This window comes from Pseudomonas sp. FG-3G, assembly GCF_901007645.1.
Taxonomy (GTDB): Bacteria; Pseudomonadota; Gammaproteobacteria; order Pseudomonadales; family Pseudomonadaceae; genus Aquipseudomonas; species Aquipseudomonas rhizophila.
In genome coordinates this window covers 735455-759269 of record NZ_CAAKGZ010000021.1, presented here as the reverse complement: position 1 = coordinate 759269, position 23815 = coordinate 735455, and the positions used below count along the sequence as shown (strand labels likewise).

Annotated in this window: 20 protein-coding genes; 12 read left to right on the top strand and 8 right to left on the bottom strand. The window is 61.1% G+C overall.

Translation table 11 applies throughout. From position 1 onward, the window contains the following. The coding region (locus PSEUDOMOFG3G_RS15675; RefSeq protein ID WP_139050531.1) for an OprD family outer membrane porin at positions 1-504 on the bottom strand (504 nt) is incomplete at its 3' end. Positions 505-1211: 707 nt separating this feature from the next. Here PSEUDOMOFG3G_RS15675 and PSEUDOMOFG3G_RS15670 point away from each other — a divergent pair. Both PSEUDOMOFG3G_RS15670 and PSEUDOMOFG3G_RS15665 read left to right on the top strand, forming a co-directional pair. Beyond that, positions 1212-1547: a DUF6124 family protein gene (locus PSEUDOMOFG3G_RS15670; RefSeq protein WP_076385286.1), complete on the top strand. Its 336-nt coding sequence runs from the start codon at positions 1212-1214 to the stop codon at positions 1545-1547. Between the two features lie 278 nt (positions 1548-1825). Further along, a complete protein-coding gene (locus PSEUDOMOFG3G_RS15665; protein WP_047230182.1) occupies positions 1826-2446 on the top strand; it encodes a TetR/AcrR family transcriptional regulator in 621 nt (206 codons plus the stop codon). A 142-nt stretch (positions 2447-2588) separates the two neighbouring features. On the opposite strand, the gene preA is transcribed toward PSEUDOMOFG3G_RS15665, so the two are convergent. The 3 genes from preA to hydA form a co-directional block, all read right to left on the bottom strand. Next, positions 2589-3863 carry an NAD-dependent dihydropyrimidine dehydrogenase subunit PreA gene (preA, locus tag PSEUDOMOFG3G_RS15660; RefSeq protein WP_047230183.1) on the bottom strand — a complete coding sequence of 425 codons (1275 nt, stop codon included), beginning with the start codon at positions 3861-3863 and terminating at the stop codon, positions 2589-2591. After that, positions 3864-5231: an NAD(P)-dependent oxidoreductase gene (locus PSEUDOMOFG3G_RS15655; RefSeq protein WP_139050530.1), complete on the bottom strand. Its 1368-nt coding sequence runs from the start codon at positions 5229-5231 to the stop codon at positions 3864-3866. Positions 5232-5408: 177 nt separating this feature from the next. Continuing rightward, positions 5409-6848 carry a dihydropyrimidinase gene (gene hydA, locus PSEUDOMOFG3G_RS15650; protein WP_139050529.1) on the bottom strand — a complete coding sequence of 480 codons (1440 nt, stop codon included), beginning with the start codon at positions 6846-6848 and terminating at the stop codon, positions 5409-5411. 622 nt (positions 6849-7470) lie between these two features. Between hydA and PSEUDOMOFG3G_RS15645 the strand changes: the two genes are divergently transcribed. From PSEUDOMOFG3G_RS15645 to PSEUDOMOFG3G_RS15630, 4 genes are all read left to right on the top strand, one after another. Further along, entirely contained in the window at positions 7471-8949 is a 1479-nt protein-coding gene (locus PSEUDOMOFG3G_RS15645) for an NCS1 family nucleobase:cation symporter-1 (protein ID WP_139050528.1), read from the top strand. 152 nt (positions 8950-9101) lie between these two features. Beyond that, the gene (locus PSEUDOMOFG3G_RS15640) at positions 9102-10385 is read left to right on the top strand and encodes a Zn-dependent hydrolase (RefSeq protein WP_139050527.1); all 1284 of its coding nucleotides are present in this window, start codon (positions 9102-9104) and stop codon (positions 10383-10385) included. Between the two features lie 117 nt (positions 10386-10502). Next, the gene (locus PSEUDOMOFG3G_RS15635) at positions 10503-11990 is read left to right on the top strand and encodes a helix-turn-helix transcriptional regulator (RefSeq protein WP_139050526.1); all 1488 of its coding nucleotides are present in this window, start codon (positions 10503-10505) and stop codon (positions 11988-11990) included. A 242-nt stretch (positions 11991-12232) separates the two neighbouring features. Then, positions 12233-12481, top strand: coding sequence for a DUF1652 domain-containing protein (locus PSEUDOMOFG3G_RS15630; protein ID WP_047230189.1), 249 nt, complete (start codon positions 12233-12235; stop codon positions 12479-12481). Between the two features lie 41 nt (positions 12482-12522). Here the strand turns inward: PSEUDOMOFG3G_RS15630 and PSEUDOMOFG3G_RS15625 are convergent, their stop codons facing one another. Together PSEUDOMOFG3G_RS15625 and PSEUDOMOFG3G_RS15620 are read right to left on the bottom strand one after the other, a co-directional pair. Next, positions 12523-13908, bottom strand: coding sequence for a HAMP domain-containing sensor histidine kinase (locus PSEUDOMOFG3G_RS15625; RefSeq protein WP_139050525.1), 1386 nt, complete (start codon positions 13906-13908; stop codon positions 12523-12525). Beyond that, on the bottom strand, positions 13886-14569 hold the full coding sequence (locus tag PSEUDOMOFG3G_RS15620; RefSeq protein ID WP_047230191.1) for a response regulator transcription factor: 684 nt from the start codon (positions 14567-14569) through the stop codon (positions 13886-13888). The genes PSEUDOMOFG3G_RS15625 and PSEUDOMOFG3G_RS15620 overlap by 23 nt, the downstream gene beginning before the upstream one ends. Before the next feature lie 280 nt (positions 14570-14849). On the opposite strand from PSEUDOMOFG3G_RS15620, the gene hcnA reads away from it, so the two are divergent. From hcnA to hcnC, 3 genes are read left to right on the top strand one after another with little or no spacing between them, the layout of a single operon-like run. Further along, entirely contained in the window at positions 14850-15173 is a 324-nt protein-coding gene (gene hcnA, locus PSEUDOMOFG3G_RS15615; protein ID WP_047230214.1) for a cyanide-forming glycine dehydrogenase subunit HcnA, read from the top strand. Next, the gene (gene hcnB / locus PSEUDOMOFG3G_RS15610; RefSeq protein WP_139050524.1) at positions 15170-16579 is read left to right on the top strand and encodes a cyanide-forming glycine dehydrogenase subunit HcnB; all 1410 of its coding nucleotides are present in this window, start codon (positions 15170-15172) and stop codon (positions 16577-16579) included. The genes hcnA and hcnB overlap by 4 nt, the downstream gene beginning before the upstream one ends. Further along, positions 16572-17846 carry a cyanide-forming glycine dehydrogenase subunit HcnC gene (hcnC, locus tag PSEUDOMOFG3G_RS15605; protein ID WP_139050523.1) on the top strand — a complete coding sequence of 425 codons (1275 nt, stop codon included), beginning with the start codon at positions 16572-16574 and terminating at the stop codon, positions 17844-17846. Before hcnB ends, hcnC begins: the two co-directional genes overlap by 8 nt. 287 nt (positions 17847-18133) lie before the next feature. Here hcnC and PSEUDOMOFG3G_RS15600 read toward each other — a convergent pair whose 3' ends face one another. Both PSEUDOMOFG3G_RS15600 and PSEUDOMOFG3G_RS15595 read right to left on the bottom strand, forming a co-directional pair. Next, complete coding sequence (locus tag PSEUDOMOFG3G_RS15600; RefSeq protein ID WP_139050522.1) at positions 18134-18745, bottom strand: glutathione S-transferase; 612 nt, start codon at positions 18743-18745, stop codon at positions 18134-18136. Between the two features lie 29 nt (positions 18746-18774). After that, entirely contained in the window at positions 18775-19695 is a 921-nt protein-coding gene (locus PSEUDOMOFG3G_RS15595) for a MurR/RpiR family transcriptional regulator (RefSeq protein ID WP_047230196.1), read from the bottom strand. A 313-nt stretch (positions 19696-20008) separates the two neighbouring features. Here PSEUDOMOFG3G_RS15595 and iolC point away from each other — a divergent pair, with 313 nt between their 5' ends. The 3 genes from iolC to iolB all read left to right on the top strand — a co-directional run bounded on the left by iolC (position 20009) and on the right by iolB (position 23805). Continuing rightward, on the top strand, positions 20009-21946 hold the full coding sequence (iolC, locus tag PSEUDOMOFG3G_RS15590; RefSeq protein WP_139050521.1) for a 5-dehydro-2-deoxygluconokinase: 1938 nt from the start codon (positions 20009-20011) through the stop codon (positions 21944-21946). Positions 21947-22105: 159 nt separating this feature from the next. Continuing rightward, positions 22106-22999: a myo-inosose-2 dehydratase gene (gene iolE, locus PSEUDOMOFG3G_RS15585; protein ID WP_047230198.1), complete on the top strand. Its 894-nt coding sequence runs from the start codon at positions 22106-22108 to the stop codon at positions 22997-22999. Next, complete coding sequence (gene iolB / locus PSEUDOMOFG3G_RS15580; RefSeq protein ID WP_139050520.1) at positions 22996-23805, top strand: 5-deoxy-glucuronate isomerase; 810 nt, start codon at positions 22996-22998, stop codon at positions 23803-23805. The genes iolE and iolB overlap by 4 nt, the downstream gene beginning before the upstream one ends. The last annotated feature ends 10 nt before the right edge of the window (positions 23806-23815 follow it).

Sequence of the window (23815 nt, the reverse complement as noted above, 5' to 3'; positions counted from 1 at the left end):
AGAGCGGCCATCGTCAGAGCGCAGGATTGGCAGCACCGGCATCCATTCGCCCACTTTCAGCTCAGTTTTCGACACCTTGGCCTTGAGTGCGACACCCAGGCGACCGAAGTCATCGGCCGGACGGCCATCGTCATGCACCGGCAACAAGGCGGTATTGGCAGTGCCGCGACCACCGTCGAGCTTGAGCGAGTACATGCCCAGCACGTCTACACCGAAACCGACTGTGCCCTGGGTGAAGCCGGACTTGGCGTCGAGAATGAAACTCTGGGTCCATTCCTCGGCTTTGCCTTGGGCGTTAGCCGGGTTGGTGAAGTTGCGGTTGATGTAGAAGTTGCGCAGGTTGAGATTGACCTTGGCGTCATCGACGAAGCCTTCGGCGCTGGCGGTCATTGGCAGGAACGCGGCAAGGCTGCTGCAACCGAGAAGGACCAGGGCGGGGCTGGCGTTGAGAAAGGTACGGCGGTTTTGACGGGGGTTGGGCGAAAAACGGACACGTGTGCTCACTATGACGCTCCCTACTTTTTTGTTGTTTTTATTTGTCATACGTCGTCGTACAACATGAGGTGGATTATTTGGAAGCTGCTCCTCGTTGTCAACTGGCCATTATCGGAATTGTCCAACTCGGGTGTGCTCAAAATGAGACGTTTCAATGGCTGGCGCTGGCCGAGGGCAAGATTGCAGGCCGTGGCGCCGTGTCGAAGCGTGGTTTGAGAGTAGCGGGGAGGGTGCTTGGTTGTGCGATGACTGGTCTAAGACATTAGTCGAATGCGCACGATCCAACGGACGGTGAAGTCCCTTGTGGCGAGGGGATAAATCCCCTCGCCACAAGGGTGTGTTGTTTAACCCTATGCCGGGTCCAAACGGGTTTGTGTTTATCCAGATGTAGGATCGTTCGGGGTCGGGCTACGTTGTCTTGCGCCGTTGCCTACAACTGCGCCAGAATCCGCCGGCTTGTGCGTCTGGGGGGCAGGGCTCTATCGTTTCCGGGTCGCTGATTGAATCAGTGATCGGGTTTGGTAGCCCGGCTTTTGACTTGACGCATAGCCCCTGTCATACAGTCCGTTTTGGTATCTGTTTTATGGCGGTCATGCGCAGGGCGTTTTCGGACGCGCCGGTTCTCCAAGTCACCGGTCTACCAACCCGCGTATGGCCGCCACCCTTCGTTTGGTAGCGAGAGTGATGGCTCCATTTTTCGATTTGGAGATTCACCTATGTTCAAAGTAACCCCCAACCCACCCGGTACAGATCCATCCAATTCCAAGGCGTTCGACAAAGCCGCCGACCGCATCCTCGACCACTACCTCAAGCCCAAACCCAGCAAATCCGAGGCCGATCCCGGCCAACTGTTCACCGTCGCCAATGGCGTCGACACCGAAACCCTGCTCGCCAACCTCAGCGAAAACCTGGCCTCGGCCAATGCCATGGTCAGTGACTTGGCCTTCGACCTGGAAGGTCCCAGGCGCCACATCGCCCTGGGCATCCAGCAATTGATCGAATTGAGCGGATTGCTGGCGAACCGGGTGCTGGATAACGTCGAAGCGCACTAGCTGACTCACCCCTTGAAACTGGCCTTTGAAGAACACCCCCAGAGGCCAACCCGAACCTGCTTTTGTGGCCAGGGAGCTTGCTCCCGCTGGGCTGCGCAGCAGCCCCAAAATGAACTGGCGCGGTTTTCCAGGGATACCGCGCCAGCCGGTTTTACGACTGCTGCGCAGCCGAGCAGGAGCAAGCTCTCTCGCCACAGAAGCTTTCCCACAAGCAGCGCCGGTGTTTTCAGAAGTGGGTGAATGCTAGTCTTGACCAACGCTGTCGTCAGGGAGCCCTCATGGGCAATCACAAGATCGAGATTCGTCGCAGTAACGTCGAGAAAATCCTGCTGGCCGCCGAAAAGGTCTTTGCCGAAAAGGGCTTCGGCGGCACCGCCATGGCCGACATCGCCGCCGAGGTGCAACTGCCCCGATCCAACCTGCATTATTACTTCAGCACCAAGAGCGAGCTGTACAGCGCCGTGCTGTTCGATCTGCTGGAGGTCTGGAAGCAGGATGCCTTATGCTTCGAGATGTTCGATGACCCGCGGGTGGTGCTCAGCAGTTACATCCGCGCCAAGATGAACCACTCCCGTAGCCGGCCCTACGGCTCGAAGGTCTGGGCCAACGAAATCATCCACGGCGCCCCGACCCTGGGCCAGGCGCTGGATGCCAGCCTCTATGACTGGGCCAAGATGAAAGAGGCAAAAATCCGCCAGTGGGTGGAGGACAAACGCATCCTCCCCGTGGAGCCGTCAAGCCTGCTCTACATGATCTGGGCCTCGACCCAGCACTACGCCGACTTCGATCACCAGATCAACATCCTCAATGATCACCAGCCACTGTCCGACATGCAGTTTGAGCGGGCAGTGCAGACGGTGACCAGTGTGATCTTGCGGGGGATCGGGTTGGAGCCTTGAGAGGTATGTTGGGGCTGATGGCCCTATCGCGAGCAAGCTCGCTCCCACACTGGATCTCTGGCGTACACAACATCTGTGAACGACACGATCCTCTGTGGGAGCGAGCTTGCTCGCGATGGCGCCCGGCCAGACACCGCAAATTTCAAACCGCTACATGGTAGGGATTACGCGGATCATGGTTCCAATCCAGGAACGGCTTGCCCGTTTCCACCGTCACCATCTCGATGCAGTCCTGCACCGGGCAGGTGATCTGGCAGAGGTTGCAGCCCACGCACTCTTCATCGATCACTTCATATTTGTGCGTCCCGTCCGCTTGCTTGAGGCTGGCGATGGCCTGGTGGGACGTGTCTTCACAGGCGATGTGGCAGCGACCGCAGCCGATGCAGGCCGCTTGGTCGATCTTCGCGATGACTTGATAGTTGATGTCCAGGTACTTCCAGTCGGTGGTGTTGCCCACCGCGCGACCGGAAAATGCCTGCAGGTTGGCGTGGCCGTGATCGTCCATCCAGCGTGACAGACCGTCCTTCATCTCTTCGACAATACGAAAACCGTGGAGCATCGCCGCCGTGCACACTTGCACGGCGCCACTGCCCAGGGCGATGAATTCCGCCGCGTCGCGCCAACTGCCGATGCCACCGATGCCGCAAATCGGCAAGCCCTGGGTCTGCGGGTCGCGGGCGATTTCCGCGACCATGTTCAGCGCGATCGGCTTGACCGCCGAGCCGCAGTAGCCGCCGTGGGTGCTCTGACTGCCGACGATGGGCAGGGCGACCATGCGGTCCAGGTCGACGCTGGTGATGGAGTTGATGGTGTTGATCAACGACACTGCATCGGCGCCGCCCCGATGGGCCGCCCGGGCAGCGACGCGGATGTCGGTGATGTTCGGCGTCAGCTTGACGATCACTGGCAGCGAGCAATAGGTCTTGCACCAGCGCGTGACTTGCTCGACGTACTCCGGCACCTGGCCGACGGCCGCGCCCATGCCCCGCTCGGGCATGCCGTGGGGGCAGCCGAAGTTCAGCTCGATACCGTCGGCACCCGTGGCTTCAACCAGGGGCAGGATGCGTTTCCAGGATTCTTCCACGCACGGCACCATCAACGACACGATCAGCGCCCGGTCCGGCCAGTCCTTTTTCACCTGGGTGATTTCCCGCAGGTTGATCTCCAGCGAACGGTCGGTGATCAGCTCAATATTATTGATGCCCAGCACCTCGCGATTGGCGCCGAAGTGGGCCGAGTAACGCGACGACACGTTCACGGCCGCCGGATCCTCTCCAAGGGTTTTCCAGACCACGCCACCCCAACCGGCCTCGAAGGCACGTACCACGTTGTAGGCCTTGTCGGTCGGCGGCGCGGAGGCCAGCCAGAACGGATTGGGGGCTTTGATGCCGGCGAAGACAATCGACAGATCGGCCATTTACGCAGCCTCCACGTTGAGCATGAGTTGAGCGTTGATCGCCTCGGCGGCAAGCTTGCCGTGCTGCACGGCCTGCACCGTCAGGTCCTGGTCCAGGCTGGTGCAGTCACCGCCGGCATACACGCCGGCGATGCTGGTGCGCAAATGCTCGTCTACCAGGATCCGTCCATCCTGGCGTTTGAGTTCACGGGCCAGCGGGTCCGCCAGCGCGTGGTCATCGAAGGCCTGGCCAATGGCTTTGAAAATCCCGTCAGCGGGCAGGTCGAAGGTGTCGGCGCCGGTGACCAACCGACCGTTCTCCAGGTGGGTGCGGGAGAAACGCATGCCCCGCACATTCCCGGCCTCGTCCAGCAGCACTTGTTGCGGTTGGGCCCAGGTCAGCAGACGCACCTGATTGGCCTTGGCGATGTCTTGCTCATGGACGGTGGCGCCCATGTCCTCAAGGCCGCGCCGGTACACCAGGCTGACGTCCCGAGCACCGAGACGGGCCATCTGCACGGCCATGTCGATGGCGGTGTTGCCGGCACCGAGGACGATGCAGCGGTCGGCCAGCGGCAACTGGCTAAGGTCGTTAGCCTGGCGCAGTTCGCGGATGTACTCGGTGGCGGCCAGCAGCCCCGGCGCCTGTTCATCGCTCAGGCCCAGTTGTTTGCTGGCGGCCAGGCCGAGGCCGAGGAACACAGCGTCGAATTGCTGATGCAAGTCGCTCAAGCTGAGGTTCTCGCCCAGCTTTTGCCCATGGCGGATTTCGATGCCGCCGATGCCCAGCAGAAAGTCCAGTTCGCGCTGGGCATAATCGTCCACCAGCTTGTATTTGGCGATTCCGTATTCGTTGAGGCCGCCGGCCTTTTCCCGGGCTTCGAACACCACCACATCGTGGCCGTGCATCGCACTGCGGTGAGCGCAGGACAACCCCGCAGGACCCGCGCCGACCACGGCAATGCGCTTGCCGGTGGCGGCGGCACGTTTGAACGGGTGCTCGCTGAAGTGGGCGTTGTCCACGGCGTAGCGTTGCAACAGGCCGATCAGTACCGGCGCGCACTCTTGAGCGTTGTTGCGCACGCAGGCTTGCTGACAAAGGATCTCCGTGGGGCAGACCCGGGCACAACTGCCGCCGAGGATATTGGCCGAGAGAATCTTCTGCGCCGCGCCCTGAACGTTGTCCTGATGGATGTTGCGGATGAACGAAGGGATGTCGATCTCGCTCGGACAGGCGTTCACGCACGGCGCGTCGTAGCAGTACAGGCAACGGGATGCTTCCAGGTGCGCCTGTCGTGGGTTGAGCGGCGGCGCCAGGTCGCTGAAACGCGCGGCCAGGGTGGTCGGGTCTTCCTGGGAATGGGGGAGGTGACTCAAGGGCTGGATCATGGAATTGGCCTCACGGTGTTTGAGGTGCTGCCTCTGGTGGGCAGTGTTTTTTGTGTCCGGACTGGCCTCATCGCGAGCAGGCTCGCTCCCACAGGGATCTGCGGTGCACACAGATTTTGTATCCATTCAAAATCCAGTGTGGGAGCGAGCCTGCTCGCGATAGGCCGTAGGCCGCTATCAGCGTTTCACTGCAACCGGCCGGTGCAACTCCGCCCGCTTGCTCAACAAATCGAACACCGCCGGGTAAGCCGGTCGTTCGATGTAGCGTCCCGCTCCGCGTTCGGCCCGCAGGTCGCCATCGACCCAGACCAGCCGGCCCTGGCTGATGGTGTGGCTGGGCACGCCGCGCACGGTTTTGCCTTCGAAGATGTTGAAGTCCACCTGTTGATGGTGGGTCTTGGCCGAAATCGTGCGGCTGCCTTGCGGGTCCCAGAGCACCAGGTCGGCGTCGGCGCCGACGCGAATGGCGCCTTTGCGCGGGTAAAGGTTGAAGATCTTCGCCGTGTTGGTGGAGGTGAGGGCGACGAAATCATGCATCGACAATTTGCCGCTGTTGACCCCTTCATCCCACAGCACCGCCATACGGTCTTCGATACCAGCGGTGCCGTTGGGAATCTTGCTGAAGTCTTCGCGGCCGGCGGCTTTCTGTTCGGCGCAGAAACAGCAATGGTCGGTGGCGGTGGTGTGCAGGTTGCCTGATTGCAAGCCATGCCAGAGCGCTTCCTGATGCCCGCGAGGGCGGAAGGGCGGGCTCATCACGTAACCGGCGGCGGTCTGCCAGTCGGGGTGGCGATAAACGCTATCGTCGAGCAGCAGATGCCCGGCCAGTACTTCACCGTAGACCGGCTGACCCTGGCTGCGGGCATAGGTGATTTCATCCAGGGCTTCCTTGGTCGACACATGCACCAGGTACAGCGGCGTGCCCAGGGTCTGGGCAATACGGATGGCCCGACTCGCGGCTTCACCTTCCACTTGCGAGGGCCGCGACAGCGGATGGGCTTCGGGGCCGGTAATGCCCTGGGCCAGCAACTTGCGCTGCAGGTGATCAACCAGCTCGCCGTTCTCGGCATGCACCGTGGGCACGGCGCCCAGTTCCAGGCAGCGCTCGAAGCTTGCCACCAAGGTGTCGTCGGCCGCCATGATCGCGTTCTTGTAGGCCATGAAGTGCTTGAAGCTGTTCACCCCGTGATGGCTGACGAGCTCGGCCATCTCTTCACGAACCTGTTCACTCCACCAGGTGATCGCCACGTGAAAACCGTAATCACTGGCGCTTTTTTCCGCCCAGCCGCGCCACTGGTGGAAGGCTTCCATCAGCGATTGCTGGGGATTGGGAATGACAAAGTCGATGATCGAGGTCGTGCCTCCCGCCAGGCCTGCTGCCGTGCCACTGAAAAAATCTTCGCTGGCGACGGTGCCCATGAACGGCAACTGCATATGGGTATGCGGGTCGATGCCGCCCGGCATCAGGTATTGGCCGCTGCCATCGAGTACCTCGACATCGGCGGGCACATCCAGGTTTTCACCAATGGCCTTGATCACGCCCTCGGCACATAGCACATCGGCGCAATAGCGTTCGTCATGGGTTATTACGGTGGCGCCACGGATCAACAAAGACATTCCGAGTTCCTCGCAGGCATGACCGACTGATGCCGGTTCTTTATGTTGTATAGATCATGATGGGGAAGTGATGAAGTCGTGCAGAGTTCTAATCCTGTCACGGCTGTCAGGATTAGAAGCTAGCTGGAGTTTTACGAATCGGCAAGATTATTTTTAATGGGTTGTTTGAATGTATAACCAATTGAAAAATATCAATTTAATCTATAAATCACCAAAATGGTGAGCCGCCTCACCATTTTGACGCACTTGACAGGATCATTATTTGAGCGAGATTTATCATGCTAAATCAGCAGCTTGAAAGGCGTTAAAGTGCGGTTTAGACGCTTCGCAATATTGTGGGGTGCACCACTTTGAATCTCGGGCTCGACAGAACGTGCAGGTCATCTAGCCTCAAGGGCACTGGCGCGCAGTGCGAGCGGACAATGAAATTAAATTAAAGCGTTAAATATCATAAAGTTGTCGTTGTTATATCGTTCAACCGGTCAACCCGGCGAGGCAATCGGCACAGTTATTGAGTGCTGTCGCTGCCAGGCAGGGCCGCCGGTAGAACGCGCGCTTTACATGCAAGTACTCCGGCCATCGCCAGTCGATGAGCAAAAATAATGAAAACAGTGGAGCGGACATGACCAGATCAACAGTGACCGAGCGCGACGGGTTATTCGAGCTTGAAGCCGGCAGCGACGTTCTCGACAGCCCTCGTTACAACCATGACATCGCGCCAACCCAGGTGCATGAGCGAACCTGGAATAAATGGCACATCACCGCGTTATGGGTCGGCATGTCGATCTGTGTGCCGACCTACACCCTGGGCGGCGTGCTCACGGCCTATTTCGGGTTGTCGGTGGGTGAAGCGTTGCTGGCCATCCTGTTCGCCAACATCATCGTGCTGATTCCCCTGACCCTGAACGCCTTTGCCGGGACCAAATACGGCATTCCGTTCCCGGTGCTGTTGCGCTCGTCCTTCGGCGTCATCGGCTCCAACGTTCCCTGCCTGATCCGCGCACTGGTGGCGTGTGGCTGGTTCGGAATCCAGACGATGTTCGGTGGGTTGGCGATTCACCTGTTTCTCGGCGCGGTGTTCGAGGGCTGGAAGAGCCTGGGTGGCACCGGCGAAGTGATTGGTTTCATGGTGTTCTGGGTCCTGAACCTGTGGGTGGTGCTGCGCGGTGCCGAGTCGATCAAATGGCTGGAAACCCTGTCCGCGCCGCTGCTGGTGCTGGTGGGGGTCGGCCTGCTGATGTGGGCGTTGCCCAACGTCTCCCTGACCGAGCTGATGGCGCAGCCGGCCAAACGGCCCGAAGGTGCCGGCGTGACCAGTTATTTCCTGGCAGGGCTCACAGCGATGGTGGGTTTCTGGGCCACGCTGTCGCTGAACATTCCTGACTTCAGTCGTTATGCCAAGAGCCAGAAAGACCAGATCGTGGGGCAGATCATCGGCCTGCCGCTGACCATGTTCCTGTTCGCCGCCCTCGGCGTGGTGATGACGGCGGCCTCGGCGAAACTGGTGGGCGTGACCGTCTCTGACCCGGTGACCCTGATCGGACACATTCAGAGCCCGCTGTGGGTGGCCCTGGCCATGGTGCTGATCATCATCGCCACGCTCTCGACCAACACCGCCGCCAACATCGTCTCACCCACCAACGACTTCCAGAACCTGGCGCCAAAACTGATCGGCCGTACCAAGGCGGTGATGCTGACCGGGCTGGTAGGACTGGCGCTGATGGCCCACGAACTGCTGAAGAAACTCGGTCTGATCGTTTCCGAGGTCAGCCTTGAGTCGGTCTATTCCAACTGGCTGCTGGGCTATTCGAGCCTGCTGGGGCCGATTGCCGGAATCATGGTGGTGGACTATTTCCTGATCAAGAAACAACAACTGGACCTGGCCGGGCTGTACCGCGACGACGTCTACCCGGCCTGGAACTGGAACGGCTTCATCGCCTTTGGCGTGCCCGTGGTGCTGACGCTGCTGTCGCTGGGCAGCGACGCATTCAGCTGGTTCTACAGCTACGGCTGGTTCACCGGCTCGGCACTGGGCGGGGTGATTTATTACGGGTTGTGCAGTATGCGGGCTAGCCCGTCCATCGCTAAAACTGCGGTGTAAAGGAGGGCCTCATCGCGAGCAGGCTCGCTCCCACACTGGATTGGGGGGAATGCAAGCCTGTGTGCACAGCAGATCCCCTGTGGGAGCGAGCCTGCTCGCGATAGCGGCCTCAAGTACAACGAGAAAATGCCTGAAAAAACTGGAGATCCCCCATGAACGCAGCCGTCGACGTTCTACAGTCCACCCAGCAGCACATCAACCGCGACCGCTTGTGGCAGTCGCTCATGGACTTGGCGCAGCTCGGTGCCACGGTCAAGGGTGGGGTGTGCAGGCTGGCCCTGACCGATCTGGACCGCCAGGCCCGGGACTTGTTCGTGCAATGGACCGAGGCAGCCGGCTGCACCGTCAGCATTGACGCGGTGGGCAATATTTTCGCCCGTCGCCCGGGGCGCAATCCGAACCTGCCACCGGTGATGACCGGCAGCCACATCGACACCCAGCCGACCGGTGGCAAGTTCGACGGATGCTTCGGTGTGCTGTCCGGCCTGGAAGTGCTGCGCACCCTCAATGACTTGAAAATAGAGACCGAAGCACCGCTGGAGGTGGTGGTCTGGACCAACGAAGAAGGCTCGCGCTTCGCCCCGTGCATGATGGGTTCCGGCGTATTCGCCGAGAAGTTCACCCTCGAAGAAACCCTGGCCAAGACCGACGCCGAGGGCATTACCGTCGGCCAGGCACTCAATGCCATCGGCTACGCCGGGCCACGCCCGGTCAGCGGGCATCCGGTGGGGGCGTATTTCGAGGCGCATATCGAGCAGGGGCCGATCCTGGAGGACGAACGCAAGACCATCGGTGTGGTGATGGGGGCACTGGGGCAGAAGTGGTTCGATCTGACCTTGCGGGGCGTCGAAGCCCACGCCGGCCCGACCCCGATGCACCTGCGCAAGGACGCTTTGGTCGGTGCTTCGATCATCGTCGGTGCCGTCAACCGCGCGGCTCTCGGCCATCAACCCCATGCCTGCGGCACGGTTGGCTGCCTGCAAGCCTATCCCGGTTCGCGCAATGTCATCCCCGGCGAAGTGCGCATGACCCTGGATTTTCGTCACCTGGAGCCGGCACGCCTGGATTCGATGATCGCCGAGGTCAGGCAAGTCATTGATGACACCTGTCAGCAACACCGCCTGACGTATGAACTGACCCCTACGGCTGACTTTCCGCCACTGTACTTCGACAAGGGTTGTGTCGAAGCTGTGCGCGGTGCTGCCCAAGGGCTGGGCCTGTCCCATATGGACATCGTCAGCGGCGCAGGCCACGACGCGATCTTCCTCGCCGAACTGGGGCCGGCCGGGATGATCTTCGTGCCGTGCGAAGGCGGCATCAGCCACAACGAAATCGAAAACGCCGCCCCGGATGATCTGGCCGCCGGGTGTGCGGTGCTGCTGCGAGCGATGCTCGCCGCCTCACAGGCAATTGCCGAGGGACGCATGGCGGCTTGAAGCAGCTTGAGGATTAAAAGATCGCAGCCTCGTTGCACTCGACAGTTCCTATAGGGGAACGTGTCATCGCCGCGAATGGTCGTAATCTCCATGCTCCTCTGACCACATGGAGACCCGATGAGCCAGGATGTCCCGACTACCGATACCAATCGTCGTCAACTGCTGCAAATCATCGCCGGGCTGTCTGACGGGGTGATGCTGATCGAAGTCGATCAGACCATTGCCTGGGCCAACGAAGCGGCGTTGACCATGCACGGGGTCACTGACCTCAAGGAACTGGGGGCCAACGCCGAGGAATACGCCCAGCGGTTCAATTTGCGTTATCGCAACAACCACCCGCTGACCGCGGACAACTACCCCATTGCCCGGGTCGCCCGTGGCGATGAGTTCAGCGACGTATTGGTGGAGGTCACGCCCGAGGCCGATCCGGACCGCACCTGGGTTCATCGGATTCGCAGCATGGTGCTGACCGACCGTAGCGGCCAGGCGGAATTGCTGGTGCTGATTCTCAGCGATGCCACCGAGTGGGCCAGCGCCGAACAGCGTTTCGAGAGAACCTTCGCGGCCAACCCGGCGCCAGCGGTAATCTGCCGCCTCAGTGACTTGCGCTATATCAAGGTCAACCAGGGCTTTCTGGAAATGACCGGCTACAGCCGCGAGCAGGTGATCGGGCGTTCGGTGTATGAGCTGGACGTGCTCGAGGCCGCCGAGAAACGTGACTTGGCCATTGAGCGCCTGGGGCAGGGCGCGACCATTCCGCAAATGCAGGCTGAGTTGAAACTGCCAGGGGGCGGCAGCAAGCAAGTGATTGTCGCGGGCCAGCCGCTGGATGACCTGCATGACGAAGACTGCATGCTGTTTTCCTTCATGGACATGGAGCCGCGCCGCAAGGCCGAAACGGCGTTGCGCCAGAGTGAAGAGCGCTTTGCCAAATCTTTCCGTCTCACGCCCGTGCCAACCCTGGTGTGCAGCGCCGAACAGCAATTGCTGGAGATCAACGAAGCCTTTCTCCAGACCAGCGGTTACGCCAGTGAAGAACTGCTGGGTAAAACCGTGGAGGAAATCGGCTTTCTCGACCCGGATGCCTGCGCCGCACTGTTTGCCACGCTGGAAAAAACCGCAACCGTGTCCAGCGTCGACGTCAAGGTTCACAAAAAAGGTGGGGAGCAGATCGACTGCGAGATGGCAGCCGATACTGTCGTCATTCAGGACAAGCCGTGTTATTTGCTGGTGTTGATGAACATCACCGAACGCAAACGCTCGGAGCTGGAGCTGGTGGCGGCCATCGAAGAGGTGATGAAAGATGCCTCCTGGTTCAGTCGGACCCTGATCGAAAAACTGGCCAATGTGAAGAGCATCAACGCCCAGTTGCCCAGCACTTCATTTACCGAGCTCACAGCCCGGGAGCGTGATGTGCTGGGGCTGATCTGCCAGGGCCTGGCCGACAAGGAAATCGCCGCGCGCTTGAAGCTGGCCCCCAATACCGTGCGCAATCACGTGGCGACGCTGTACTCCAAACTCGATGTTCACAGCCGCAGCGAGGCAATCGTCTGGGCGCGCGAACGCGGCCTGTTCGCCAACGAGTGGCGAATGAAGGCACCATGATGGCCAGTGCAAATGCACCGGGCGTGCTGGTGCAAATTCGGGTTTTGCCCGCGCCGTTGGCTCCTTAGGCTGTGAGGGTGCGGCATTCTCTGCGCAATGCCGCGTCCCCCACGAAACAGTCAAGGAACACGCCACAATGAGCAGTGAACGAATCAATCGTGCAATCGCCAGGACGCTTGCCGGGCCTATGAGCCCGCAGTTGCCCGCCGGTCGCTCACGGCTACAGCGCTGAGGAGCAACGGATGACCCTACTGGCCCCCCTGCGCGCCCGACTCGAAGAAAGCTTCAAGCCACTGGCCTGCGAATGCAGCCTCAACGGCGACGGAACCCTTACCGTACGCCTGTATCACCGCGAAAGCGGGGAGGTGGATCTGGTGGTGAGCGGCATGAGCGTCGACAGCGTCCGCTCGGAAGAAAGCCTGGCAAAGCTGATCGATGAGTTGCGGTATGAGCTTGAAAACACCCCGCTGTATCGAAGTGACCCCGCCTGAATGATCCGCTGAACTTTTCCGCTGAACTTGGTAGCCGCCACCTACAGCAGCGTCGCCCGGCAATCGAGCGCCAACCGAGCGCCGCCTTGCTCGCTGCTGCCCACTTCCAGCGTGAACCCGTGCAAGTTGACAATCGCCGCGACGATCGACAGTCCCAGGCCAAAGCCGCTCTGCTGGCTGCTGCCCTCGGCGCGGTAGAAGCGGCGAAACACAGCCTTGCGCTCCGCCTCGGGGATTCCGGGCCCGGAGTCGAGTACTTCGATGCGGCTGCTGTCGCCCTGATCAACGCCACGCAGGATCACCTCACCGCCCGGCGGGGTGAATTTGATCGAGTTGCTCAGCAGGTTGGACACCGCCTCGAACAGCAATGCCCGGTCGCCGTTGAGCAAGGGCAGGGCATCGGGCACTTCGAGGGTGAAGGTCAGTTCCCGCTCCTCGGCCAACGGTAGATAAAAATCGTGCAGTTCCTGCAACAACTGCAACGGATCGAGGCGCACGAACCCTGAGCGTCGTTGCTGGTCTTCCAGCTCGGAAATCCGCAACAAGCCCCGAAACCTCGCCATCAGGGTGTCAGTCTCGGCAATCACCTGATCCATCTGCAACGCCTCGGACGAGCCGTCCGGGGCTTGCTGCTGGATGCGATAAAGCTGGGCGCGCAGGCGAGTCAGCGGGGTGCGCAGGTCATGGGCAATGTTGTCGCACACGCCCTTGACCTCGTTCATCAAGCGTTCGATACGATCGAGCATGGCGTTGACGATTGCCGCCAGCATGTCCAGCTCATCGCGACGGCTCGACAGCGGCAGGCGATGGGTCAGGTCACCGGCCACGATGGCCTCGGCACTGGCCTGCAGTTTGCGGATGCGTTGCAACGGTCGCCGACGCAACAGATGCCAGCCGGCAATGCCCGGCAAAATGGTCAGGGACACGCCCCAGAACAACGCGTGCAGAATGATGCGCGTGACAGCGAACAGCGAGCCGTTGTCCCGCGCCAGGACCAACCAGCGGCCGTCCTGGGTCCTGGTCGCCACCGCGTCGCAACTGTCGGAAGGAATACCTGGATCCCTGGAATCGACGCAGCCGCCGAGCATATGAATATTGCCGTCCAGCGGCAGATCGGGGGGGACGTGCCGGATCGGTCCGCTCAAGTGGCGCAATTGCGGATCGAACAGGCCGTAGGCGTCGACGCCGCGTTCATCCAGGGTCAGGCTGGCCATGAGAGCATCTTCCAACTGATCGCCATGAATACGTGCGAACAGGTGCTGACGCTGCATCAGGGAGTGCTTGGCAAGGCTGTCGAGGTAACCGAACACTTCGTAATACATCACCCCCATCAGGACCGCGCTCCAGAGCACGAACAGCGAACTGTACAGCGCCAGCAGGCGACTGCTGGAGGAGCGCCAGCCCTTAGCGGGGTTCAGCAATGACATAGCCGGAACCTCGTACCGTGCGAATCAGCGGTTCCAGGCCCGGCGGATCGATTTTCTTGCGCAGGCGGCCGATATGGACGTCGATCAGGTTGGTGCCGGGATCGAAGTGATAGCCCCAGACCTCTTCGAAAATCATCATGCGCGAGAGGATCTGGCCGCTGTTGCGCATCAGGAACTCCAGCAGCTTGTATTCGGTGGGCAGCAGGCTGAGCAGTTGCCCGTTGCGGCTGGCTTCGCGGCTGATCAGGTTGAGTTCCAGGTCGGCCACCCGCAGTGCGGTTTCCGGCTCGCGGGCACCGTTGTTGCGTCGTAGCAGGACTTCGACCCGGGCGGCCATTTCGTCGGTGGCGAACGGCTTGGTCAGATAATCGTCGCCACCGGCCCGCAGGCCGCGCACCCGCTCGTCCACATCGGAGAGGGCGCTGATCATCAGGATCGGCGTGGCCACGCCCATGGTGCGCAACGTCGTCACGATCACCAGCCCGTCGAGTTCGGGCAGCATGCGGTCCAGGGTGATCAGGTCGTAATCGCCGCTCACCGCCCGTTCCAGGCCCTCGCGGCCGTTGTCGACCCAGTCGACATCCAGGCCATTGCGGGTCAGTTCGGCGACGATTTCACGGGCGGTCACGGCGTCGTCTTCGATGGTCAAAATGCGGTTCATGGGCGGTACCGGGTGAGAAATTGAAGCCATTGCGCAGCATTCTGCCAAAAAATACCTGTCGGCTTTCTGAAAAAATGTTCATGGACGCCGACAGCGGTATTCACTGGCCTGGATCAACACTTGGTCACAAATAATCCCTAACATAAATTTAGTGCGCACCATCATGCTGCGTCCGTTGCCCTGCTTTGGCGCGCTGTCGCTGATGGGCACTGACACGAACCGGTGATGGTGTGCCGCAAGGAGCCGAGACCTCACTGAACCTTCAAGGAAGAGCAACATGATGCAACCTCAAGACCTTCTACGCCGAAAATTTGATATCCAGCCGCTGCGGCAAGCCGACATGACGGTGCACCTGGACGGGCAGTCCGTCAGCGCGGCCCAAGGTGAAACCGTCCTCAGCGTCATTCAGGCCCTGGGCCAGCGCCAGGTAGCACGCAACGATCACGACCAACTCAGTGGCGCATACTGTGGCATGGGCGTGTGCCAATGTTGCCTGGTCAAGATCGACGGCCGCCACAAGCGCCGCGCCTGCCAGACCCAAGTGCGTCCCGGCATGCAAATCGAAACCCGGGCCAATCGCATCGCCGAAAGGGAGGCACCATGAACCTCCATCCGGTGATTGTCGGCGGCGGGCCGGCGGGTATGGCCGCGGCCATCGAGCTGGCCACCCACGGGGTGCATTGCACCCTGCTCGAAGAAGCGCCGCGCCTGGGTGGCGTGGTCTACCGCGGGCCGCTGCGCGACGGGGTGAGCCTGGATTACCTCGGGCCGCGCTACAGCGAAGCCCTGAACAAACTCCACGGTGAGTTCCAGCGCTACGCCGGGCTGATCGATGTGCAACTCAACCACCGCGTCATCGGCGCCGAAGGGTTCAAGGCGCTGATGCTGCTGAACGCCGATGAACAACTGCGCGAGGTCAGCTATTCCCACCTGGTGCTGGCGGCCGGTTGTCACGAGCGCAGCGTGCCGTTCCCTGGCTGGACACTGCCGGGGGTGATGCTGCTCGGTGGTCTGCAATTGCAGATCAAGAGCGGAGCGGTCAAGCCGCCGGGGCCGGTGGTGATCGCCGGTACAGGCCCGTTGCTGCCGCTGGTGGCCTGTCAACTTCACGCTTCGGGCGTGGCCGTGGCGGGCGTCTATGAGGCTTGTGCCTTCGGCAAGATCGCCAGGGAAAGCCTGGCATTGCTGAACAAACCACAATTGTTCCTCGACGGCCTGAGCATGCTGGCTTATCTCAAACTGCATCGCATCCCCGTGCGTTATGGCTGGGGAGTGGTGCAGGCCAACGGCGAGGGCGAGCTGGACATCGTCACCGTCGCACCGTATTCCAGTACCTGGGAGCCCGACCTCGAACGAGCCGAACAGGTCCCGGCCCAGACGCTGGCGGTCGGCTATGGTTTCATCCCGCGCACCCAATTGAGCCAGCAGATGGGCCTGGAGCATGGCTTCAGCGATGACGGTTATTTGCGGGCGGTGTCCGATGCCTGGCAACAAAGCAGCGAGGCGCACATTCACCTGGCCGGCGACGTGGGCGGGATTCGCGGTGGTGAAGCCGCCATGTTGAGCGGGCGCATCGCCGCACTGTCGATCCTGATGCAGGCCGACCTGCTGGACTCGTCCACTGCCCTGGAGTACCGCGACCGGTATAGGGCGCAACTGGAGCGGATCATTCGCTTTCGCGCCGCCGTGGACCGCTACACGCAACGCGGCGCCGGACAAACCGCGTTGCCGACCGCCGACACGGTCATTTGTCGCTGCGAACACGCGACCCGCGCCGACATCGACCGCGCCCTGGAGCAGGGTGTGCAAGACATGGCCAGCCTGAAAATGCGCACCCGCGTGAGCATGGGTGACTGTCAGGGACGGATGTGCGTGGGCTATTGCAGTGATCGCCTGCGCCAGGCCACCGGGCGTGCCGACGTTGGCTGGCTGCGGCCGCGTTTCCCCATCGACCCGATTCCCTTTTCAGCCTTTCAGAGCGTCGGCACGGAGGCCCTCCGGCATGACTGAGCATTCAGACCTCAAGCACTATGATGTCGTTATCGTCGGCGGGGGCGTGATCGGTGCGTCCTGTGCCTATCAACTGTCCAAACGCAAGCATTTGAAGATCGCCTTGATCGACGCCAAGCGCCCCGGCAACGCCACCCGCGCTTCGGCCGGCGGCCTGTGGGCCATCGGTGAATCCGTGGGCCTGGGCTGCGGGGTGATTTTCTTTCGGATGATGTCGGCCAACCGCAAGCGCCAGGCCCAGGGTGCCGCCGTGGCGGTTGATGCCAGCACGCCGCACATCCTGCCCCAGTCGTTCTTCGATTTCGCCTTGCAGTCCAACGCGATGTATCCCCGACTGCACCGCGAGCTGATGGACAATCACGGCATGGACTTCAAGTTCGAGGAGACCGGACTCAAGTTCGTGATCTACGACGACGAAGACCGTTTGTACGCCGAGCACATCGTCGCTTGCATTCCCCACCTGGCCGATCAGGTACGCTGGCTCGACCAGGCCGCCCTGCGCGAGGCCGAGCCGAATGTCAGCCATGAGGCCCGGGGCGCGCTGGAGTTTCTGTGCGACCATCAGGTCAGCCCGTTCCGGCTGGCCGACGCCTACACCGAGGGTGCCCGGCAGAACGGCGTCGATATGTTCTTCAACACCAACGTGGCGCAGGTACTTCGAGACGGGACGCGGGTAACGGGGGTGAGAACCGCCGAAGCCGGGACGTTCAACTGCCGGACGCTGATCAACGCCGCCGGTGCCTGGGCGGCGGACCTGAGCGAGCAGGCCACCGGTGTGCGGATCCCGGTCAAGCCGGTCAAGGGGCAAATCCTGCTGACCGAGCGCATGCCGAAGATCCTCAACGGGTGCCTGACCACCAGCGACTGCTATGTCGCGCAAAAGGACAACGGCGAGATCCTCATCGGCAGTACCACCGAGGACAAGGGTTTCGACGTGACCACCACCTACCCGGAAATCGAGGGGCTGGTGCAGGGCGCGATGCGCTGCATACCGCAGTTGGCCGACATCAACCTGAAACGCACCTGGGCCGGTTTGCGCCCCGGCTCACCTGATGAGTTGCCCATCCTGGGCCCGATGCGCGGCGTGGAAGGGTACCTAAATGCCTGTGGGCACTTTCGCACCGGCATCCTGACCTCCGCCATCACCGGAGTGTTGCTGGACAAACTGGTGAACAACGAGCCCTTGCCGCTGGACATCACGCCGTTCCTGGCGGATCGCTTCGAGGTGGCGCCGGTGGTAAAGCCAAAGGAAATGGAGCTGACTTGAAGCAACTCTTTGTGCCGAACACAAATTTTGCAGTCCCCCGGCCCCAAACTGTGGGAGCGAGCCTGCTCGCGATGGCGTCGGATCAGTGCCATTGATGTTGATTGACCCACCGCTATCGCGAGCAGGCTCGCTCCCACATAGATCTGGGGGGGCCTCATCCGATGGTCACTCAGGAACCAACTGTGGGAGCGAGCCTGCTCGCGATAGCGGTCTATCTGAGACGATGATGTTGAGTCTGCCACCGTCTTCGCGAGCAAGCCCGCTCCCACACAAGCCGCGCTCGTCCGCTATACCATCGGCGTGCTGACAAACGCCTCCAACCCTTCGGCATAGGCGGTAAACGCGCTGATCGACGGAAATGACTTGCCCTGCACCTGATCCGGCACCACCAGGTTGGTGAAGCTCCAGGCCACTGCCACGGTGATGCCCGCCTGATCGAGGGTGCCATCGGTGGTCAGGGGCTGTTTCACCAGTTCCTGTTCGAGCATGTCATAGGCCGCCGCCAGTTGGCCTTCCACGCGTTCGACCCAGGGGGCGTGTTGGATTTCTGTCGGCCGAAGGTTGCGTTCGTAGTAGATCTGCACCGACTTCTCGCACGCCGCCAGGGCCAGGCCAATCACGCGCAATGCGCGCAGCCGTTGCCCACTGTCGACCGGCATCAGGCTTTTGCCCGGCGCGGCCAAGGCTTCGAGGTAGTCGATGATCAACGTGGAATCCATCAGCACGTTGCCATCGTTGAGCACCAGGGTCGGTGCCTTGACCACCGGGTTGATGCGCTGGAACTGTTCGAAATGCCTGAACACCGAAACGGACTCGTGTTCCAGGGCAACCCCCAGGCACTTGGCGGAAATGGCGACGCGTCGCACGTAGGGCGAGTCCAGCATGCCGATCAGTTTCATGACGTCTCCTTCAGAAGAATCTTGCGGGGTTAATCCTCGAACCCGACCTGTTCATGGATTTCATCGACCTTGAGTTCCAGTCGGTAAGCCACGGCGATGAACAACGCCTGGCACAGGCACAACGTGGCACTCAACGAGCGGAAGGCGAAAGAGCTGCCTTCGTTCACCAACAGTACCGCATTGGCCCGTTTGGCCAGGGGCGACAGGTTGCTGTCGGTGATGATCAGCGTCTTGGCCTGATGATGCTGGGCAATGCGCAGGCAGTGCTGGGTTTCCTTGCCGTAGGGCGTAAAGCTGATCGCGATCACCAGGTCGTTGGCCCGCACGCTGCGCATTTGCTCGCGATAACTGCCCCCCAGGCCGGACACCAGATGGATGCGCTTGTTGGTGTGTTGCAGGTTATAGACCAGGTAATCGGCCACCGCGAACGAGCGTCGCACGCCGACCACATAGATGTTGTCGGCGTTGACCACCAGGTCTACGGCTTTGTCGAAGGCTTGATCGTCCAGCTCCAGGCCCAGACGCTCGATGCCCGAGAGGGTGGCGTTGACGCATTCGCGCGCCAGGTCGCCGCCGCTGGCTTTCTGCGACTTGTTGGCGATCATGCTGCGGATGCGCTGCTGGTAGTTCTGCACCGGCGTGGTCTTGTGGGTATAGGCCTCGCGAAACAAGGCCTGCATTTCGCTGAACCCGCTGAAGCCGAAGCGCTGGGAAAACCGCACGATGGCCGAGGGATGCACTTCGCATTCGCGCGCAATGTCGCTGATGCGATCGACCATGATCCGGTCGCTTTGCTGGCTCATGTAGCTGGCGATGCGTTTGAGCTGTCGCGGCAGGCTTTCATACTCGTCGGTAATCAGTTGCAGCAGGCGCTCGGCATTGATCGGTGGGCTTGAAAGGGCGGGTTCGGACGCGCTCTCGGACGGCGCCGGCAGATCGGGGCGGGTCATAGAAAATCCTTCTGGCTTGTTCTTATAGGGCGGCCCGGGAAAAGGGCCTGCCCTCGACAATAGGTTGGCTGATCGCAGTCTACAGCGTAGGCGCGGGGAAAATCATGAGCAGACAACGTTGCGACACCTGCTGAAACGATGCACCGCGTCTGGCGCGCTTCAGTGATAGCGTATTGGAAAAAATATTCCACGTAAAAAATTTATAGAATAATTATTGATTATTGGCCGCTGCTCGTTTTAGTCTGCATCCACCAAGAGCGTTGGCGCCGGTTTCGGTGGCAAGCGCGGGCTGATAAAAATAACAGGAGCCAGCATGGGCCAGACTCGTTTTGCCAGTGGGCGTCAATTGGATGTGATCTGCCTGGGACGCCTGGGCGTCGACCTCTACGCGCAGCAAGTCGGAGCGCGCCTGGAAGATGTCGCAAGCTTCGCCAAATACCTGGGTGGCTCGTCGGCCAACATCGCCTTCGGCACCGCGCGGTTAGGGCTCAGGTCGGCGATGCTGAGCCGGGTAGGGGACGATCATATGGGCCGTTTCCTGGTGGAGTCCCTGGCCCGCGAAGGCTGCGACGTCAGCGGCATCAAGGTCGACCCTGAACGCCTGACGGCCATGGTCCTGCTGGGTATCAAGGACCGGGAAACCTTTCCCCTGGTGTTCTACCGGGAAAACTGCGCCGACATGGCGCTGCGCGCCGTGGACATCAATGAAACGTTCATTGCCTCCAGCAAGGCGCTGCTGATCACCGGCACGCATTTCTCTACCGAAAGTGTCTACAAGGCCAGCACCCAGGCGTTGGATTACGCCGAGAGACACAACGTCAAACGCGTCTTGGACATCGATTATCGCCCGGTGCTCTGGGGCCTGGCGGGCAAGGCCGATGGGGAAACCCGTTTCGTCGCCGACCAGAAAGTCAGCCAGCATGTGCAAAGCATCCTGCCGCGTTTCGACCTGATCGTCGGCACCGAAGAAGAATTCCTGATCGCCGGCGGCAGCGAAGATCTGCTGAGCGCGTTGCGTACCGTGCGCTCGCTGACGGCGGCGACCTTGGTGGTCAAGCTCGGCCCGCAAGGTTGCACGGTGATTCATGGCGCCATCCCGGCCCGGCTTGAAGACGGCGCGATTTATCCTGGTGTACGGGTCGAGGTCCTGAATGTATTGGGCGCAGGTGATGCGTTCATGTCGGGCTTTCTCGCCGGTTGGCTGGAGGACGCCAGTGATGAACGCTGCTGCCAGCTGGCCAATGCCTGCGGTGGCCTGGTGGTGTCGCGACATGCCTGTGCCCCAGCGATGCCGACCCGGGCTGAACTCGACTATCTGTTCAATAGCCCGGTGCCGATTACCCGGCCGGATCGAGACGCGGCATTGCAACGTCTGCATCAGGTCAGTGTGCCGCGCAAACAGTGGAAGCAACTGTTCATCTTTGCCTTCGATCATCGCTGGCAACTGGTGGAACTGGCCCATAAAGGCGGGCGTGAGCTGGGCGCTATCAGCGAACTCAAGCAACTGTTCATCCAGGCCGTGGAACGGGTCGAAGCCGACCTGAAACGTCAGGGCATCGAGGCCGATGTCGGTCTGCTGGCCGACCAACGTTTCGGCCAGGACTCGCTGAACGCCGCCACTGGACGTGACTGGTGGGTTGCCCGGCCAGTGGAGGTGCAGGGTTCACGGCCGCTGGCGTTCGAACATGGGCGCTCTATCGGCAGCAACCTGATCGCCTGGCCACAGGAACAGATCATCAAGTGCCTGGTGCAATTTCACCCCGACGACGAACCGCTGCTGCGCCTGGAACAGGAGGCGCAACTCATGGCGCTGTATCAGGCGTCCCAGGTCAGCGGCCATGAACTGCTGCTGGAAGTCATTCCACCCAAGGATCATCCGTCGCCGCACCCGGACGTGCTGTATCGCGCCCTCAAACGCCTCTACAACCTGGGCATCTTCCCGGCCTGGTGGAAAATCGAAGCCCAGACGGCAGACGAATGGAAGCAACTTGATGAGCTGATTCAACAGCGTGATCCCTATTGCCGAGGTGTGGTACTGCTGGGCCTCAACGCCCCGGCCGCCGTGCTGGCCGAGGGTTTCCGCCAGGCCAGCCAGAGCACAACCTGCCGTGGATTTGCCGTCGGACGGACGATCTTCCAGGAACCGAGTCGTGCCTGGCTGGCCGGGGAAGTCGACGATGAAACGTTGATCCGGCAGGTGCAGGGTAGGTTTGTGGAGTTGATCGAGGCGTGGCGTGCTGCGCGAAGTTAGACGCTGTGAACACTGATCCTGTGGGAGCGAGCCTGCTCGCGATAGCGGACTGATAGTCAACATTAAGTCGCCTGACACACCGCTATCGCGAGCAGGCTCGCTCCCACAGGGTTCATCGCCGCCTTCAATGGTTAGGTAAAAACAATAAAAGGTGCAGCCATGCCCGCAATTCGAATTGGCATCAACCCGATTTCCTGGAGCAACGACGATCTGCCATCGTTGGGTGGCGAGACGCCGTTGAGTACGGCGCTGAGCGAAGGCAAGGAAATCGGTTACGAAGGTTTCGAGCTCAACGGCAAATTTCCCAAGGATGCCAAGGGCGTTGGCGATGTGCTGCGGCCCTATGACCTGGCGCTGGTCTCCGGCTGGTATTCCAGCCGTCTGGCCCGGCGCTCGGCGGCCGAAGAAATCGATGCCATCGCCAGCCATGTCGAATTGCTGGCGCAAAACGGTGCGACGGTGCTGGTGTACGGCGAGGTGGCCGATTCCATTCAAGGCCAGCGCATCCCACTGATCGAGCGACCGCGTTTTCACACGGACGAGGCCTGGCAAGACTATGCCGAAAAACTCACCGAACTGGCGCGCTTCACCCTGTCCCGGGGTGTGCGCCTGGCGTATCACCATCATATGGGCGCCTATGTCGAATCGCCTTCGGACATCGACAAACTGATGGCCCTGACCGGCAGTGAGGTTGGCCTGCTGTTTGACTCGGGCCACTGTTACATGGGCGGCGGCGAACCCTTGCAGGTGTTACGCAAGCACATCGAGCGCATTTGCCATGTGCATTTCAAGGACGTGCGCAAGCCTGTGGTGCAACTGGCGCGCAACAACCTCTGGAGTTTCCCCGACTGCATCGTCAACGGCACCTTCACCGTACCGGGTGATGGTGACATCGACTTTGCCGCGTTGCTGGACGTGCTGCTGGCCGCCGACTATCACGGCTGGCTGGTGGTCGAAGCCGAACAGGACCCGGCCGTGGCACCGAGTTATGCCTACGCCAAGAAAGGCTACGACACCCTGCGCGCCTTGCTGCAAGAGAGGACTGCGTCATGAGCCTGTTGATCAAAAGCCAGCCAAGCGGCCAGACCATGGTCCAGCTACCCGCCGGCGAACTGGAGTATGTCGGGTTTGCCGCCTACCGCTTGAGCCTTGGTGAAAAGCTCCCGGTGGCTGCCGCCGACAAGGAACTGTGCCTGGTCTTGCTCAGCGGGCGCATCAGTCTCAAGGGTGAAGCACCGGGGCAGGGTGCCTTCGATTGGGACAACCTCGGTGATCGCCAGTCGGTGTTCGAGGATAAATCGCCCTACGCCGCGTACCTGCCCCCCGGCAGCCAGGCCCAGGTCACCGCCCTGAGCGATGTACAGATTGCCGTGTGTGCTGCGCCGGGTTCTGCGCAAAACAGTTACGGTCCACGGCTGATCCGCCCGGACAGCATGAAGCGCAGCGTGCGCGGCAAGGGCGCCAACACCCGCTATGTCTGTGACATCCTGCCCGACAGTGAGCCGGCCCACTCGCTGCTGGTGGTGGAAGTGCGCACGCCGTCGGGGCATTCGTCGAGCTACCCACCCCACAAGCACGACACCGACGACCTGCCGCACCAGAGCTTCCTGGAAGAAACCTATTACCACCAGGTCAACCCGTCCCAGGGCTTCGTGTTCCAGCGGGTCTATACCGACGACCGCAGCATCGACCAGGCCATGGCCGTGGAAAACAGCGACCTGGTGGTGGTGCCCAAGGGTTACCACCCGGTCAGCGTGCCCTACGGGTACGAGTCGTATTACCTGAACGTCATGGCCGGCCCGAAGCGGGTCTGGCAGTTCCATAACGATCCGCAGCACAGTTGGCTGCTTGATCTCTGATTTCCACCCT

What these genes read in the sequence shown, in the direction of transcription:
- PSEUDOMOFG3G_RS15670 (WP_076385286.1), top strand. Translation starts at nt 1,212, where the DNA reads ATGTTCAAAGTAACCCCCAACCCACCCGGTACAGATCCATCCAATTCC.
- PSEUDOMOFG3G_RS15665 (WP_047230182.1), top strand. Translation starts at nt 1,826, where the DNA reads ATGGGCAATCACAAGATCGAGATTCGTCGCAGTAACGTCGAGAAAATC.
- preA (WP_047230183.1), bottom strand. Translation starts at nt 3,863, where the DNA reads ATGGCCGATCTGTCGATTGTCTTCGCCGGCATCAAAGCCCCCAATCCG.
- PSEUDOMOFG3G_RS15655 (WP_139050530.1), bottom strand. Translation starts at nt 5,231, where the DNA reads ATGATCCAGCCCTTGAGTCACCTCCCCCATTCCCAGGAAGACCCGACC.
- hydA (WP_139050529.1), bottom strand. Translation starts at nt 6,848, where the DNA reads ATGTCTTTGTTGATCCGTGGCGCCACCGTAATAACCCATGACGAACGC.
- PSEUDOMOFG3G_RS15645 (WP_139050528.1), top strand. Translation starts at nt 7,471, where the DNA reads ATGACCAGATCAACAGTGACCGAGCGCGACGGGTTATTCGAGCTTGAA.
- PSEUDOMOFG3G_RS15640 (WP_139050527.1), top strand. Translation starts at nt 9,102, where the DNA reads ATGAACGCAGCCGTCGACGTTCTACAGTCCACCCAGCAGCACATCAAC.
- PSEUDOMOFG3G_RS15635 (WP_139050526.1), top strand. Translation starts at nt 10,503, where the DNA reads ATGAGCCAGGATGTCCCGACTACCGATACCAATCGTCGTCAACTGCTG.
- PSEUDOMOFG3G_RS15630 (WP_047230189.1), top strand. Translation starts at nt 12,233, where the DNA reads ATGACCCTACTGGCCCCCCTGCGCGCCCGACTCGAAGAAAGCTTCAAG.
- PSEUDOMOFG3G_RS15625 (WP_139050525.1), bottom strand. Translation starts at nt 13,908, where the DNA reads ATGTCATTGCTGAACCCCGCTAAGGGCTGGCGCTCCTCCAGCAGTCGC.
- PSEUDOMOFG3G_RS15620 (WP_047230191.1), bottom strand. Translation starts at nt 14,569, where the DNA reads ATGAACCGCATTTTGACCATCGAAGACGACGCCGTGACCGCCCGTGAA.
- hcnA (WP_047230214.1), top strand. Translation starts at nt 14,850, where the DNA reads ATGCAACCTCAAGACCTTCTACGCCGAAAATTTGATATCCAGCCGCTG.
- hcnB (WP_139050524.1), top strand. Translation starts at nt 15,170, where the DNA reads ATGAACCTCCATCCGGTGATTGTCGGCGGCGGGCCGGCGGGTATGGCC.
- hcnC (WP_139050523.1), top strand. Translation starts at nt 16,572, where the DNA reads ATGACTGAGCATTCAGACCTCAAGCACTATGATGTCGTTATCGTCGGC.
- PSEUDOMOFG3G_RS15600 (WP_139050522.1), bottom strand. Translation starts at nt 18,745, where the DNA reads ATGAAACTGATCGGCATGCTGGACTCGCCCTACGTGCGACGCGTCGCC.
- PSEUDOMOFG3G_RS15595 (WP_047230196.1), bottom strand. Translation starts at nt 19,695, where the DNA reads ATGACCCGCCCCGATCTGCCGGCGCCGTCCGAGAGCGCGTCCGAACCC.
- iolC (WP_139050521.1), top strand. Translation starts at nt 20,009, where the DNA reads ATGGGCCAGACTCGTTTTGCCAGTGGGCGTCAATTGGATGTGATCTGC.
- iolE (WP_047230198.1), top strand. Translation starts at nt 22,106, where the DNA reads ATGCCCGCAATTCGAATTGGCATCAACCCGATTTCCTGGAGCAACGAC.
- iolB (WP_139050520.1), top strand. Translation starts at nt 22,996, where the DNA reads ATGAGCCTGTTGATCAAAAGCCAGCCAAGCGGCCAGACCATGGTCCAG.